Genomic DNA, 15,231 nt, shown 5'->3' with positions numbered 1-15,231 from the left:
CGGAGCCCCGCAGTCGCGAACGAAAGGATGCTCGGGTGAGGGCCGTCGACACCGTGTCCCGGGCGGCCGACGCCGGGCCGCGCGGGCGCAACCGGGCGCGGCTGATGGGCCGGGCACCGCAGGACACCGCGGCCGGCGTCTGGACGTACCTGCTGCTGGCGACGACGATCCTGCTCTCCGCGTTTCCGCTGTACTGGATGTTCGTCATCGCCACCAGCAACGACGAGGCGCTCGCGAAGATCCCGCCGGCGGTGGTCCCGGGCGACCGGTTCATGGCGAACCTGGACGAGGTCTTCTCCCTCCAGGACGTCTACTTCGCCGCCGGCCTGGTCAACAGCGCCCTCGTCTCCACCGCGGTCACCGCCTCGGTGCTGTTCTTCTGCTCGCTGGCCGGGTTCGCCTTCGCGAAGCTGCGGTTCAAGGGCAGCAGGTGGCTGATGCTCTTCGTCGTGCTCACCCTCACCGTGCCCAACCAGCTCGGCATCGTCGCGCTCTACATCGTGATGGGCAAGCTCGGCTGGAACGGCACCCTGCTCGCGGTCATCGCCCCCGGCCTGGTCACCGCGTTCGGGGTGTTCTACATGCGGCAGTTCATCCTCAACACCGTGCCCGACGAGCTGGTCGAGTCGGCCCGGATGGACGGCGCGACCACGATGCGCGTCTACTGGAACATCGTGCTGCCGGCGATCCGCCCGGCGCTGGCCGTGCTCGGCCTGCTCACCTTCGTCGGCACCTGGAACGACTTCCAGTGGCCGCTGATCACGCTCAGCGGCACCGACTTCCCCACCTCGATGGTGGCCATCTCCGACCTGGCCAGCGGCAACTACGTGATCTACCGGCGGGTGCTCGCGGGGGCGTTCGTCGCCACCGTGCCGCTGCTGATCATGCTGTTCGTCGGTGGCCGCCAGATCGTCCGCGGAATCATGGAAGGTGCGGTGAAGTCGTGACCCGGCATTCGTTGTCCGAGGGGTGGGTGCTGCGGGTCGTTCCCGGCCCGCAGGTGCCGCCGGAGATCGTCGACCGGGCGGTCCCGGCGACCGTGCCCGGCTGCGTGCACACCGATCTGCTCGCCGCCGGCCTCATCCCCGACCCGTACCTGGACGACAACGAGACGGCGCTGGCCTGGATCGGGCGCACCGACTGGGTGTACGAGACCACCTTCGACGCGCCACCGGGCGCCGCCGACCGGGTCGACCTGGCCTGTGCCGGCCTCGACACGGTCGCCACGGTCACCCTCAACGGCGCCGGGGTCGGCCGCGCCGAGAACATGCACCGAGGCCACCGGTTCGACGTCACCTCCGCGCTGCGGCCGGGGGCCAACACACTGGCCGTCCGGTTCGACTCGCCGTACCGCTACGCGGAGGCGCACCGGGACCGGCTCGGCGACCGGCCCAACGCGTACCCGGAGCCCTTCAACTTCATCCGGAAGACGGCCTGCAACTTCGGCTGGGACTGGGGGCCGACGGTGGTCACCGCCGGCATCTGGCAGGACATCGCCCTGCACGCCTGGTCCACGGCCCGGCTGGCGACCGTCCGCCCGCTGGTCACCGTCGCCGACGGCGTCGGCCGGGTCGAGCTGCGCGTCGAGGTCGAGCGCGCCGCCGAGGAGCCCGTCACCGTCCGCGCCGAGGTGGCCGGCGTCGCCGCCGAGGCCGTCGTGGCGGCCGGGAAGCGCACGGCCGCGCTGACCGTCGAGGTCCGCGACCCCGCGCTGTGGTGGCCCCGGGGGTACGGCGACCAGCCGCTGCACCCCCTCGCCGTCACCCTGCACGCCGCCGACGGGCGGGAGCTGGACGCCTGGTCCCGGCGGATCGGCTTCCGAACGGTCCGCCTGGACACCGCCCCGGACGAGCACGGGACCGCGTTCGCCCTGCACGTCAACGACGTGCCGGTGTTCGTGCGCGGGGTCAACTGGATCCCCGACGACGCGTTCCCCAACCGGGTCACCCGCGAGCGGCTGGCCGAGCGGTTCGACCAGGCGGCCGGGGCGAACATCAACCTGCTGCGGGTCTGGGGCGGCGGCCGGTACGAGTCGGAGGACTTCTACGAGCTGGCCGACGAGCGGGGGCTGCTGGTCCAGCAGGACTTCCTGTTCGCCTGCGCGGCGTACCCGGAGGAGGAGCCGTTCCGCTCCGAGGTCGAGGCCGAGGCGCGCGAGCAGGTGACCCGGCTGGCCCCCCACCCGTCGCTGGTGCTGTGGACCGGCAACAACGAGAACATCTGGGGCTGGCACGACTGGGACTGGCAGGAGCCCCTCGCGGGCCGCACCTGGGGCCGGGGCTACTACCTGGACCTGCTGCCCCGGATCGTCGCCGAGCTGGACCCGACCCGCCCGTACTGGCCGGGCAGCCCCTGGTCGGGCCGCGAGGACACGCACCCGAACGACCCGGCGCACGGCACCACGCACATCTGGGACGTGTGGAACACCGACGACTACACCAGATATCGCGAGTACGTCCCCCGGTTCGTCGCCGAGTTCGGCTATCAGGCGCCCCCGGCGTACGCGACCCTGCGCCGGGCGATCTCCGACGACCCCCTCGCCCACGACTCGCCCGGCATGGCCCACCACCAGAAGGCCATCGACGGCGACGCGAAGCTCCAGCGCGGCCTGGACGCCCACCTGCCGCCGCCGGCCGACTTCGACGAGTGGCACTACTTCACGCAGCTCAACCAGGCCCGGGCCATCCAGCTCGGGGTGGAGCACTTCCGCTCGCACCGGCCGGTCTGCGCGGGCACCATCGTCTGGCAGCTCAACGACTGCTGGCCGGTGACCTCCTGGTCGGCAATCGACGGCGACGGCCGCCGCAAACCCCTGTGGTACGCGCTGCGCCGCGCGTATGCCGACCGGCTGCTGACCGTCCAGCCCCGCGACGGCGGGCTGGCCCTGGTGGCGGTCAACGAGACCGGCCGGCCGTGGCGAGCCGCCGCCACGGTCACCCGGCTCACCCTGGCCGGCGAGCCGAGGGCGAAGACGACGTACGACCTCGACGTGCCCGCGTACGGGACGGTGGAGCTGGCGCTGCCGGCGGACCTGGCCCGGCCGGAGGAGGCCCGGCGGGAGCTGCTGGTGGCCGAGGCGGGCCAGAGCGCCGAGCGGGCGTTCTGGTTCTTCGCCGAGGACCGCGACGCGGACTGGCCGGCGGCGGAGTTCGACGCGACGGTGGAGGACGTCCACGGCGGTCAACGGGTACGGGTCACCGCGCGGACGATCCTGCGCGACCTGGCCCTGTTCCCGGACCGGCTCGACCCGGCCGCCGAGGTCGACGACGCCCTGGTCACCTTGCTGCCGGGCGAGTCGGCGACGTTCGTCGTCCGGGCTCCGGGCCCGCTCGACCCGGCGGCCCTCACCACCCGGCCGGTCCTGCGCACGGTCAACTGAGCAGAAAGGCCCGAGCCGTCCCGGCCTGACCGGCTGATCTGTGACCGTGCAGCCCGGTCACGTCCCCGAGATCAACGTGCAGTGAGGTGGCTAGAGTCGGAGCAGCGGTGAGGCCCCAGGTTTGGGCGCTGACCCGCAAGACTCGTACAGGGAGTGATCGATGACCCGGTCCTATTACGTGTATGTCGGCCGCGAGCATGCGGGCAATCTCGGGGTCGGCATCGAGCGCAGCGTATGGGGCTGGCGATCGTCCGCGTTGGATCTTTCAGGTGGTGACGCCCGTAGGGTGGCGCGTTCGATGCGGGCCGGGGATCACCTGATCCTCGGTTGGTGGGGGCCGAATCCGAGGACGACGGACATCGAGGCATACCTTGCCGGCCGCGTGCGCCGGCTGGTGATCACCCGGATCGTGATGCCGCTCTTTGAGGACCACGAGCGGGTGTGGCCGGATGAGGACGAGGTCTTTCCCGAACGCGTCCGGCTTCGTGTTCTCGACGTCGTCGACGATGTGCAGGGGCAACTGTTGGGCCGGCCGGCAATGGTGGCTCTGAAGGACTCCGCCAACACGAAGGGGGTGCCGGTATCGGGGGCCCCTGTGCCGGTCGATGCGCTCACCGGCGAAGGCGAGGGCACTGCGACAGCCGCCGGAGCCGAGGTGGCATCCGACGGCACCGCGAGCGACGCCGAGGATCTCGACGTGTACGCCCTGGTGGCGCGGCGGAAAGAGCAGCGTCGACTGCGCCGGATGAAGTTCGGCGATCGGGCGCTCATTCCGTGCGACCTGTGCGGACGCGAAACGCCTCGGCACCTGGTCGTCCTGGCGCACATCAAGCGGCGGGCGGACTCGAGCTACGAGGAGAGGCTGAACCCCTCCAATGTCATGGCGGCCTGCCTGCTCGGATGCGACGCACTCTTCGAGCACGGGCATGTGTACGTCGATGCGGATGGCCGGATTCGCCCAGGGCGGGCAGCGGGTCGGAGTGTCGCCGCGAAGGTGGAGGTATTGAACGGCAGGGACTGCCCAGCCTTCGACCCAGTATCGGCGCCCTTCTTCGCCGCGCACACCGCACGGACCTTCGCAACTGACCAGGGCTCCGCTTGGAGCGTCGACTACGAAATGGGTAGCGATCACGGTGCCCACAAAGGGAGGGTGTTCGGCCAACCGGGCCGAACCGAGGCGACCTGGGACCGGTGATTTACCGCACGGGTGGCGTGACCAGCAGGGTCGCGCAGGTGGAGGGCGCTGCGTACAGCCGCGTCATGATATCCCAGCAGCCAAAGCACCACAGTAGATGCCGGGAGACATCATGGACAGGGACAACATGAGTGGTCCGAAGACCGTCGCAGAGCTTGCTGAACAGCTCCGAAGCTTTACGGAGGACCGGGACTGGCAGCAGTTCCACACGCCGAAGAACTTGGCGATGGCGCTGGCCGGGGAGGTGGGGGAACTGCTGGCGGAGCTGCAGTGGCTGACGCCGCAGGAGGCGGCGCACGCGATGGACGATCCGGAGCTGGGCGGCAGGGTGCGCGCGGAGATCGGGGACGTCATGATCTACCTGACCCGGCTGGCCGACGTGCTCGGAATCGATCTGGTTCGAGCGGCGGAGGACAAGCTGGTGGATGTGGCCCGGCGGTACCCGGCGGATCAGGTGCGGGGGTCAGCCGCCAAGGCGCTGGGGTCGTAGCCGCGAATCGATCTTCTGGATAAGGTCTTCGGGTAGAAAAGCGGTCCGACGGGCTTCTGGATCACGGATATGCCCCCCGCGCGAACACTTCGTGCTGCCCGGAGGCGCTTCCCTGATGTCGGCGTACCGTACGTCTGCTGCTGGCCTGTTGCGCCTCGCCACCGACGGCAGCCTGGTCGAGGTGCTGGCCGAGCGGGCCCGGCACAGCGGCCACGGAGTGGCTCCCGCCGAGAAGCGGGCCTGGGCGCGCAGTCTGCCGGTGCTGGCCCAGGATCTCGTCGACGCCGGGCTGGCCCAGGTCGAGGTGCTGGTCGAGTACCAGCTTCCGCTGACGAGCCGGCGAATCGACGCGGTGCTGGCAGGGGTCGACCCGCGTACCGGGGACGACTCGTATCTCGTGGTCGAGTTGAAGCAGTGGAGCTATGCCACGGCCTACGAGGACTCCGACACCCTGGTTGCCGTCGAGCAGGTCCGGGGACCACGGCTGCATCCAGGCATCCAGGTGGCTGACTACTGCCGCTACCTCGGTGACTTCCTGGGCGTCCTCGGGCGGGAGCAGAAGCGGTTGAGCGGTGCCGCGTACCTGCACAACGCCGTGGACCGGGACGTCATCGACCTGTTCGACAGGCCGGCCACCGAGCAGAGCCGGATCTTCACCGGGCAACGGCGGGGTCAGTGGCTCGACCACCTGCGCAGCCGGTTCGCCCCGAGCACGGGGGCGGAAGCCGCGGACCGGTTCCTGACCAGCACCGTGCGCCCGAGCCGGCACCTGCTGGCGTACGCGGCGGCCGAGCTGAAGGAAAGTTCGCACTTCACCCTGCTCGACGAGCAGCACGTGGCGTACGAGTTGGTCATGCACGCGGTCGAGCGGGCTCGAACGGCGAACCAGAAGCGCGCCGTGGTGGTGGCGGGCGGGCCGGGCAGCGGCAAGAGCGTCATCGCACTGTCGGTCCTCGGTGAGCTGGCGCGGCAGAACCGATCCGTGTTGCATGCCACCGGCTCCCGGGCCTTCACCCAGACCCTGCGTCGCTACGCCGGCCGCGGGTCGACCCGCCTGCAGAGCCTGTTCAAGTACTTCAACAGCTTCATGGACGCCGGTACCAACGACATCGAGGTGCTGATTTGCGACGAGGCGCACCGGGTGCGCGAGACCTCGGTGAACCGCTACACGCCGAAGGCACGGCGCGATGTCGCCCGTGAGCAACTGGAGGAACTCGTCTCTGTCGCCCGGGTGCCGGTCTTCCTCCTCGACGAGCACCAGGTGGTCAAGCCCGGCGAACTGGGAAACGTCGAGGTCATCTCGGCGTTCGCCGAGAAGCTGGGCCTGGAGGTCGATGTCGTCTCGCTGCACGACCAGTTCCGCTGCGGCGGCAGCGAGGCGTACGAGCAGTGGGTCCTGGACCTGCTCGGCCTCGACGGCGGCGAGCCGACGGCATGGGTGGGCGACGGCCGCTTCGACGTGCGGGTGGCCGATTCGCCGCAGGAGTTGGAGGAGCACCTGGCCCGGCGGCAGGGGAACAGTGGCACGGCCAGGATGTCGGCGGGCTACTGCTGGCCGTGGAGCGGCCCGAGGCCGGACGGCACCCTCGTGCCGGACGTGACGATCGGCGACTGGGCCAGGCCATGGAACGCCAACAGCGACCGCAGCGTCGGCGACGCCCCGGGCAGCGCCTACTGGGCGACCGATCCGAACGGGTTCGGGCAGGTCGGCTGCGTCTACACCGCCCAGGGGTTCGAGTACGACTGGTCGGGCGTCATCATCGGGCCGGATCTGGTGGCCCGGGACGGACGGCTGGTGACCCGGCGCGAGGAGTGCAAGGATCCGGCGTTCCGCAGCCGAAAGTCGGTCAGCGACGAGGAGGCGGACCGGCTCATCCGCAACACGTACAAGGTGCTGCTGACCCGGGGGATGCGCGGCACGGTGCTGTACGCGACGGACCCGGAGACCCGCGAGTACCTGCGCGGCCTGGTGCGGGTCGAGCACGCGCCGGAAGTTCGTTTCGAGGAGCCTGTCGAGTAGCGGGGGCCCGTCAGCCGCTCGCCCGGCATCTCTGCGAACTGGGGTTCGGTGACCCCGACGCAGGGACTGTCGGATTCCCGACGGAAGAGCTGACAAGGGTGGCGTGGGGAATCCGAATTCCCAGGTGAGGCACCGAATCGGGGTGGTCAATACCGATTTCCGACGTCCGGTCCGCCTGTCTTGACCTGACGGCTATGGGCAGGAATGAGAGTGGACGGTACCGTCCACGGGCTGTAAGACGGTCTGGTTATCCGGGAGTGGCATCGATGATCGCGCAAGAATGCTCGGTGCGGCATGCGTGAGGACTCGCCGCGTTGGGACCAGATCAACCCGAGTGCGTACCAGCACGAGCAGGAGGGCCTGCGCGAGCTGGCGTCGTACCTGCCGGACGCGGAGCCTTTCCACGTCTGGGCCAATGTGGAGTTCGTCGGCACCGACGGCTCGATCAACGAGGTCGACGCGCTGGTGCTCACCCGCAGCGGCCTCTACGTGCTGGAACTCAAGCATTGGCAGGGCCGGATCTCCGGCGACGGCCAGCAGTGGCGGCGGCACAAGCCCAACGGCGCGACCCAGGTGGTCGACAGCCCGCTGATCCTGGTCAACCGCAAGGCGAAGCGGCTGCGCAGCGTCATCCAGCAGTACGCGCCGCACGGCGCGAAGGTCCCGTACGTCCAGGCGGCGGTCTTTCTGCACGCCAAGAACATGCGCGGGGACCTGGACGACATCGGCCGCCAGCACGTCTACGGCCTGGACGGCAGCAGCACCTCCCGCCTGCCGAGCCTGAAGGAGCTGCTGCTCGCCCAGCCGGTCGACGCCCGCAACCGCGTCGACGCGGTCCGGGGCCGGCAGATCGTCGAGCTGGTGAAGGGCGCGCGGATCCGCCCCTCTGTCGCCGACCGCCGGGTCAACCAGCTCGTGCTGCACCAGCGGCCGTTCGCCGAGGGCATCGGCTGGCAGGATTTCCTCGCCGACCACACCGTCGGCACCGAGCTGCTGCGCCGGGTGCGGTTCTACCTGACCAGCCGGGCGGCCGAGGAGGACGTACCGAGGATCAAGCTCGCGGCGGAGCGCGAGTTCCGGCTGCTGCAGGGCATCCACCATCCCGGCATCGCCCGCGCCCTGGACCTGGTCGAGCACCCGTGGGGGCCGGCGGTCGTCTTCGACCACCGCGCCGAGTGGGTACGCCTCGACCGGTGGCTGGCCGAGCGGGACGGCCGGCTGCAACTGGCCCAACGCCTCCAGCTCGTGCAGGACCTCGCCGAGATCGTCGACCACGCCCACTCCCGGCGGCTGTCGCACCGGTCGTTGAACCCGCGGGCCGTCTTCGTGTGCGACCCGGACGGCCCCCGCCCGACCCTCGTGGTGACCGACTGGCAGACCGGCGGTCGGCTGCCCGGCACCCGGGTCACCACGCTCGGCTCGCTGACCGATCCGGCCAGCATCGAGCTGTTCTTCGACGACGTGGTCCGGCGGTACCAGGCCCCCGAGGCGGCCATCCTGGAGGAGCTGCCGGGCCACCAGCTCGACATCTTCTCCCTCGGCGCGCTGGCGTACCGGATCTTCGCCGGGGTCGAGCCGGCGACCTCCGCCGAGGGGCTGCTCGCGGCGGTCGCCGACGGCGGCCTGCACCTCGACGCGGTCGCCGACGGCATGCCGGACGCGCTGGTCTCGGCGGTCTACGACGCGACCCGGGGCGACCCGGGGCAGCGGATGAAGCGGGTGGGGGAGTTCCTCACCTGGATGGACATGGTCTGGGAGGAGCTGACCGCCCCGGAGCCCGTGCCGGTGGTGGATCCGTTGCAGGCACACCGGGGCGACGTGCTCGACGGCGGCCTGAGCGTGCTGGGCAACCTCGGCAGCGGCGCCACCGCCATCGCGCTCTCCGTCGCCCAGGAGACCCCGGAGGGCCGGCGGGAGCTGGTGCTCAAGGTCGCCCGCGACGAGCAGTACGCCGACCGGTTCGCCGCCGAGGCCCGCACCATCGACAAGCTCCGCGACTCCCGGGTGGCGGCGCTGGTGCAGGGCCCGATCAAGGTCGGCAACCGCACCGCCCTGCTGCTGGAGAACGCCGGCGAGCGGACCCTCGCCGAGGACCTGCGCGGCGGCCGGCTGGCTCTGGACCTGCTGGAGCGCTACGGCCGGGACCTGCTGGAGATCGTGTCGTTCCTGGACGGGCAGGGGGTATGGCACCGGGACATCAAGCCCGCCAACCTGGCGGCCCTCCCCCGGCCGAAGGACCGGCAGCCGCACCTGTGCATCTTCGACTTCTCCCTCGCGGGAGTGCCGGCCGACCAGCTCACGGCCGGCACCACCGCCTACCTCGACCCGTTCCTCGGGCCGCCGCGCCGGCTGCGCTTCGACGCCGCCGCCGAGCGGTTCGCCGCCGCCGTCACCCTGTACGAGATGGCCACGGGCACGCTGCCCCGCTGGGGCGACGGCGCGAACCCGGCCACCGTCGCCGACGAGGTGACCCTCGACCCTGCGGCCTTCGACCCCTCGGTCGCCGACCGGCTCGTCGCCTTCTTCGCCAAGGCCCTGGCCCGGGACACCGCCGACCGGTTCGACACCCTCGACGAGATGACCGACGCCTGGCGGGCGGTGTTCCGGGAGATCCCCGAGCCGGCGGCGGAGGCCACCGACGACACGGGGGCGCTCGCCCCGCTGGGCCGTACCTCGCCCCTGGAGGCCACTGAGCTGACCGCGCGGGCCCGCTCGGCGTTGGAGCGGCTGGGCTTCACCACGGTCGGCGAGCTGCTGGATGCCGAACCGTCGGCGCTGACCCGGGCCCGGGGCGTCCCCGACGCCACCCGCAAGGAGATCCTGGCCCGCAGCCGGGAGCTGCGCGACCTCCTCGACGCCGGGCGGGAGCCGCCCGCGCCCGCCCATTCGCACGCACAGGGTGTCGAGGCGCTCTGCGCCACCCTGCTGCCGGAGGACATCGGCCGCACGGCCTGGCACCGCGCGGCCGTGCAGGTGCTGCTCGGCCAGGCCCCCGACGCCGAGGGCAGGTACCTGCGCTGGCCGTCCCAGTCGGACGTGGCCCGGGTGGCCGGCAAGCAGCAGCCGCAGATTTCCACCCTGATCAAGCGGTTCGTCGCCCGGGACTGGCAGCCGAACTCAGCCCTCGGCCTGGTCCGCGACGAGATCGTCGCCCTGCTCGACGGGCGGGGCGGGGTGGGCTCCGCCGAGGAGATCGCCGAGGCGCTGATCGTCGCCCGTGGCTCGTACACGGCCGAGCCGAGGCGCACCGCCCAGGCCATCGGCCTGGTCCGGGCCGCCGTGGAGACCGAGCTGGCCCGGGGCGGCGACGCCCGGCTGGCCATGCACCGGCTGCGCGGCGGCGACACCGTGCTCATCGGCCGGGAGCCCGACGACCCGGGCATCGAGCGGACGGCCGACGACCTGCTCGGGTACGTGACCCGGCTCGGCCGCCGTGCCGCCGCGCTGGCCGGCGCGGACCCGCTGCCCACCCGGGTCCGGGCCGTGGAGGAGTTGCGGGCGCTGGAGCCGCCGCCGGCCGGCACGCCGCCGCTGAGCGACGCCCGGCTGTTGCAGCTCGCCGCCGCCGGCAGCGGCGGCGAGGTGGCCGTCAACGCGCAGGGCCAGCTCTACCCGGCGGGAATGCCCGCCGAGCGCGCGCTGCGCCTCGCCGCGGGCGCGCTGGTCGGCCAGAGCCTCGACCCCGAGACGGTACGCGCCAGAGTACGCACCCGGTTCGCCCGCGCCCAGGAGCTGCCGCCCCGGCCGCAGCTCGACGGGCTGCTGCGGGAGCTGATCCCGCTGGTCTGGGATTCGAAGGAGGCCCGGTACGTCCCGCCGGACCGCACCTCCTCGGTCACCGGCACCCGATCGCTCACCACCGTCGGCCCGCTCCTGGAGCCGGACGCCGCCGCCCGCGCCAGCAGGCGGTTGGACGGCGTCATCGACCGGAGCGGCTTCCTGGTGGCGCTCACCTCGATCCGGCGGACCGTCCACGCCCGCCGGGCCCTGCTGAGCCGGTACGACCTCACCGAGGTCGACGTCACCGCGATCATGCTGGAGCGGCTGCGGTCGCTCAGCTTCCCCTGGGAGGTGATCGTCGCCGCCGACACCGGTTCGCCGACCGACGCCGACTTCCGGTCCCTGGTGGAGCTGTTCCAGCACGAGGTCATGCCCGCCGTCGAGCGGAGGCTCGCCGAGACCGACCGGCCGGTGCTGATCACAGAGGCCGCTCCGCTGGCCCGCTACGACCAGCTCCGGCTGATCCAGGAGCTGGCCGACCCCACCCGGCCCCGCCCCGCCGCCCGACTGCTGCTGCTGCCCGTCCGCCGCACCGAGCCGGTGCTGCTCGACGGCCGGCAACTCCCGCTCACCTCGCCGGCCAGCCAGTCCCTGTGGCTGCCCGAGGAGTGGAGCAACACCGCCATCCCGCAGATAAGGAACGCCCCCCGATGATCCCCCTGAAGGCCCTGCAGGCCCAGGTCACCGTCCTCACCGAAGACCTGCGTGGCGTGGTCGCCCGGGACTCCGAGCTGGAGTCGTCGCTGCGCAAGGAGCACGCCCAGGCGACAGACGCGCGGCGCACGGCGGGGACGTTCGAGACCTGGCTGGAGGACATCCTCGACCAGGCGGCGGTGGCCTGGGTGCTCGGCTGCGTCTTCGTGCGCTTCTGCGAGGACAACGAGCTGGTCGAGCCGCTCTGGATCGGCGGCCCGGAGCCGGCCGCGCCGGTCGAGCGGGCGGTGCAGCACCGCCAGCAGTACCTGATCGACAACCCCCGGCACAACGACCGGCACTGGCTGCGCGAGGCGTTCGGGTACCTGGGCACGCTGAAGGCCACCGGCAAGATCTTCGACGAGCACAACCCGGTGTGGCGGTTCGACATCTCCGGCGAGGCTTCCGAGCGGCTGTCGGAGTTCTTCCGGCGCGGGCCGGGCCTGGCGTCGCTGCGGGTCGAGGACCTCGACACCCGCTTCCTCGGCGACCTGTACCAGGACCTGTCGATACACGCGAAGAAGACGTACGCGCTGCTGCAGACGCCCGACTTCGTGGAGGAGTTCATCCTCGACCGGACGTTCGAGCCGGCGGTGAAGGAGTTCGGGCTGTCGGAGACGTCGGTCATCGACCCGACGTGCGGGTCGGGGCACTTCCTGCTCGGGGCGTTCGGCCGGCTGGTGAGGCTGTGGCGGAAGCGTGAGCCGACGACCGACGTGCGGGTGCTGGTCGAACGGGCGCTCGGGCAGGTGACCGGGGTCGACATCAACCCGTTCGCGGTGGCGATCGCTCGTTTCCGGATGCTGGTCGCCGCGATGAAGGAATGCGGGCTGACGTCGCTGGAACGGACGCCGTCCTGGCCGGTCCGGGTGGCGACGGGCGACTCGCTGCTGCACTGGGGGCGCACCTCTCGGCACCAGGGGGACCTGTTCGAGTACGGAAAGGGCGGGAGCGGCTTCGCGTATGCGACCGAGGACGCCGACGTGCTGGGTGACTACCTGCGCGAGGGGCAGTACACGGTGGTGGTCGGCAACCCGCCGTACATCACCGTCAAGGACAAGGCGCTGAACGACCGCTATCGGAATGAGTACCCCGATGTATGTCACCGTCAGTACGCGCTGACCGTGCCGTTCGCCCAACGCTTCTTCGACCTGGCCAAGCGCTGTGACGAGCACGGCGAGAGTGCAGGGCACGTCGGTCAGATCACCGGTAACGGGTTCATGAAGCGCGAGTTCGGCAAGAAGTTGGTGGAGAACTACCTCTCTCACAAGGTCGAGTTGACCGAGGTCATCGATACCTCCGGTGCCTACATACCCGGTCACGGCACGCCAACCGTGATTTTGATCGGACGGCCCAAGGATCGCCGGCATTCTCGAACCGTCTTGACCGTTCTTGGTGTTCGAGGGGAGCCAGCCCAGCCGGATGACCCTGCTGCAGGGCTGGTGTGGTCAGCCATCAAAGGGGGCATGCATGATCCGGCGGCCCAGTCCGACTGGGTGACCGTTCTCAGCCTTCCGCGTGATCGGCTCGCCGCGCATCCATGGAGCCTTAGCGGGGGCGGGGCAGGTGACCTGGTCGCCGCGCTAGAGGCTGACGCGACCAAGATGTCGAAGCTCATCGACCTGCCCGTAGGGCGTGCCATTAGAGCCGGCGCTGATGAAGCCTTCATGCGACCGCTTGGCCGGAAGCTCCAGACCTCGGCCAACTCTGATGCCCTGCGTCCACTGCTGATCGGCGAGGCGGTTCGTGACTGGAACTCGTCCCCCGAAGATGCGATTTGGTACCCCTACGACGCGGCACTTGACGAGGCAGGACTCTCCGTTGAGTTGTGGCCTTGGAAGGCGATGCTGGCGGCGAGGCGAACCTTTCAGGGAAGCATGGCTGATGCCGGCCTTCGCTGGTGGGAATACCACCAGCACACTGCTTCTGCCTATCGGACGGCCCTGTCCGTCGTCTTCGCGTTCGTGGCGACGCACAACCACTTCGTACTAGATCGGGGTGGGAAGGTCTTCAATAGGTCGGCACCGGTGATCAAATTGCCGGAGGGGGCGACGGAAGACGATCACCTACGGCTGCTCGGGGTGCTGAACAGTTCGATCGCCTGCTTCTGGCTCAAGCAGGTGAGCCACAACAAGGGGCGGCCTGGCGCAGAACAAGCTGGAGCGGACGAGCCGTGGGAGCATCGATTCGAGTTCACCGGCACGAAGTTGCAGGAGTTTCCGCTCCCGAAGGCGTACCCGTTGAAGCGGGCGCGAGTCCTCGACTCGCTCGCGCAGCGGCTCGCTGGCCTGAACCCGGCAGCGGTTGCTGGGTCTGGCGTCCCGACCCGGGAGCGGCTGCGAGCGGCGCATGCTGACTACGACGAGGTCCGGGCTCAGATGATCGCGTTGCAAGAGGAGTTGGACTGGGAGGTCTACCGGCTCTATGGGCTGTGCAGCGACGACCTGACTTGCGCTAGTCCGCCGCAACTAAGTTCGAGTGAGCGGGCGTTCGCGGTTCGCGTGGCTAGAGATGCCGAGGTTCGCGGAACTGAGACGACCTGGTTCAAGCATCACAATCACAAGTTCCACCCCGTTACTGACTTGCCGGCGCACTGGCCGGATGAGTACCGGGCGCTGGTGCAGCGGCGGATCGAGGTCATCGAGTCGGATCGCAACATCGCGCTGATCGAGCGGCCGGAGTGCAAACGGCGATGGGCCACCGAGGGTTGGGACGCGATGCAGGCCAAGGCGTTGCGGGGTTGGCTGCTGGACTGGCTGGAGGCACCCGAGCTGTGGGGTGACCGGCCGATGCCGCAGTCGGTCGCGCAACTCGCCGACAAAGTGCGGCACGACGAGGACTTCCGGTCGGTGCTGGAGTTGTGGATCGGCCGCGACGACTACGACCTCACGAAAACGCTTGCAAAGCTCATTGCCGACGAGCACGTGCCCTATCTCCCCGTCCACCGCTACAAGCCGTCCGGTCTGCGTAAGCGGGTGCAGTGGGAGCGGACCTGGGAGCAGCAGCGGCTTGAGGACGCGGGCGAGAGCGTGCAGATCGCTGTCCCGCCGAAGTACACCTCGGCCGATTTCTTGAAGCCGTCGTACTGGCGGGCGCGTGGGAAGCTCGACGTGCCGAAGGAACGGTTCATCTCGTACCCGAAGGCGGGCCGGGATGGCGACGGCACGCAACTGCTCGGCTGGGCAGGGTGGGACCACCTTGCCCAGGCACAGGCACTAGCGACTGTCTACCTGGACCGGAAGCTTCAGGCGGCCTGGCCTGCGGAGCGGCTACTGCCGTTGCTTGCGGGCATCGCCGAGTTTGAGCCGTGGCTGCACCAGTGGCACGCCGACGAGCGACCAGGATTCCCCGGCTCACCCGCACAGTTCTTCACCGACCTTGTCGACGCCGAGCTGTCCCAGTTCGGGGCCGACCGTCCGACCCTGGTCACCCTGCGAGGGCTAAGCGACCAGGCCAGCAGCCATGAGTAGGAGAGACGAAGGCGTGGGCGATCAGGGGAAGCTGGGTGGCCTGTTCGACGGCTTCGAGGGCTACCGCAACGTGGAGCGCGCGGGCCTGAGCGGGGTACTCCGCTCAGGCATCGTCGCGCTGGACACCAACCCGCTGTTCGGCAGCGTACGAGGCGAGGGGAAGCTGTGGGGGACCGGAAAGTGAACCGTAAGGCCGGGCAGCGA

The 15,231-nt window shown here is 70.3% G+C and carries 8 protein-coding genes; all 8 read left to right on the top strand.

From position 1 onward, the window contains the following. Window positions 1–104: 104 nt before the first annotated feature. The 8 genes from ACFYZF_RS06690 to ACFYZF_RS06655 all read left to right on the top strand — a co-directional run bounded on the left by ACFYZF_RS06690 (window position 105) and on the right by ACFYZF_RS06655 (window position 15,211). Window positions 105–947, top strand: coding sequence for a carbohydrate ABC transporter permease (locus ACFYZF_RS06690; RefSeq protein ID WP_387017123.1), 843 nt, complete (start codon window positions 105–107; stop codon window positions 945–947). Further along, complete coding sequence (locus ACFYZF_RS06685) at window positions 944–3,379, top strand: glycoside hydrolase family 2 protein (RefSeq protein WP_387016666.1); 2,436 nt, start codon at window positions 944–946, stop codon at window positions 3,377–3,379. Before ACFYZF_RS06690 ends, ACFYZF_RS06685 begins: the two co-directional genes overlap by 4 nt. A gap of 160 nt (window positions 3,380–3,539) precedes the next feature. Then, window positions 3,540–4,574, top strand: coding sequence for a hypothetical protein (locus ACFYZF_RS06680; protein ID WP_387016664.1), 1,035 nt, complete (start codon window positions 3,540–3,542; stop codon window positions 4,572–4,574). A gap of 112 nt (window positions 4,575–4,686) precedes the next feature. Beyond that, window positions 4,687–5,064, top strand: coding sequence for a nucleotide pyrophosphohydrolase (locus ACFYZF_RS06675; protein WP_387016662.1), 378 nt, complete (start codon window positions 4,687–4,689; stop codon window positions 5,062–5,064). A 115-nt stretch (window positions 5,065–5,179) separates the two neighbouring features. Then, window positions 5,180–7,084, top strand: a complete 1,905-nt coding sequence (locus tag ACFYZF_RS06670; protein WP_387016660.1) for a DNA/RNA helicase domain-containing protein — start codon at window positions 5,180–5,182, stop codon at window positions 7,082–7,084. 294 nt (window positions 7,085–7,378) lie between these two features. Beyond that, a complete protein-coding gene (gene pglW / locus ACFYZF_RS06665; RefSeq protein WP_387016658.1) occupies window positions 7,379–11,518 on the top strand; it encodes a BREX system serine/threonine kinase PglW in 4,140 nt (1,379 codons plus the stop codon). Beyond that, entirely contained in the window at window positions 11,515–15,027 is a 3,513-nt protein-coding gene (pglX, locus tag ACFYZF_RS06660) for a BREX-2 system adenine-specific DNA-methyltransferase PglX (RefSeq protein ID WP_387016656.1), read from the top strand. Before pglW ends, pglX begins: the two co-directional genes overlap by 4 nt. Beyond that, complete coding sequence (locus tag ACFYZF_RS06655; RefSeq protein WP_387016655.1) at window positions 15,020–15,211, top strand: hypothetical protein; 192 nt, start codon at window positions 15,020–15,022, stop codon at window positions 15,209–15,211. Before pglX ends, ACFYZF_RS06655 begins: the two co-directional genes overlap by 8 nt. The last annotated feature ends 20 nt before the right edge of the window (window positions 15,212–15,231 follow it).

This window comes from Micromonospora sp. NPDC001898, assembly GCF_042891255.1.
Taxonomy (GTDB): domain Bacteria; phylum Actinomycetota; class Actinomycetes; order Mycobacteriales; family Micromonosporaceae; genus Micromonospora.
This window is presented reverse-complemented; position numbering and strand designations above follow the sequence as displayed.

Excerpts from the sequence above, each read along its gene's own strand:
- ACFYZF_RS06690 (WP_387017123.1), top strand. The coding sequence starts at position 105 with ATGGGCCGGGCACCGCAGGACACCGCGGCCGGCGTCTGGACGTACCTG.
- ACFYZF_RS06680 (WP_387016664.1), top strand. The coding sequence starts at position 3,540 with ATGACCCGGTCCTATTACGTGTATGTCGGCCGCGAGCATGCGGGCAAT.
- ACFYZF_RS06675 (WP_387016662.1), top strand. The coding sequence starts at position 4,687 with ATGGACAGGGACAACATGAGTGGTCCGAAGACCGTCGCAGAGCTTGCT.
- ACFYZF_RS06670 (WP_387016660.1), top strand. The coding sequence starts at position 5,180 with ATGTCGGCGTACCGTACGTCTGCTGCTGGCCTGTTGCGCCTCGCCACC.
- pglW (WP_387016658.1), top strand. The coding sequence starts at position 7,379 with ATGCGTGAGGACTCGCCGCGTTGGGACCAGATCAACCCGAGTGCGTAC.
- pglX (WP_387016656.1), top strand. The coding sequence starts at position 11,515 with ATGATCCCCCTGAAGGCCCTGCAGGCCCAGGTCACCGTCCTCACCGAA.
- ACFYZF_RS06655 (WP_387016655.1), top strand. The coding sequence starts at position 15,020 with ATGAGTAGGAGAGACGAAGGCGTGGGCGATCAGGGGAAGCTGGGTGGC.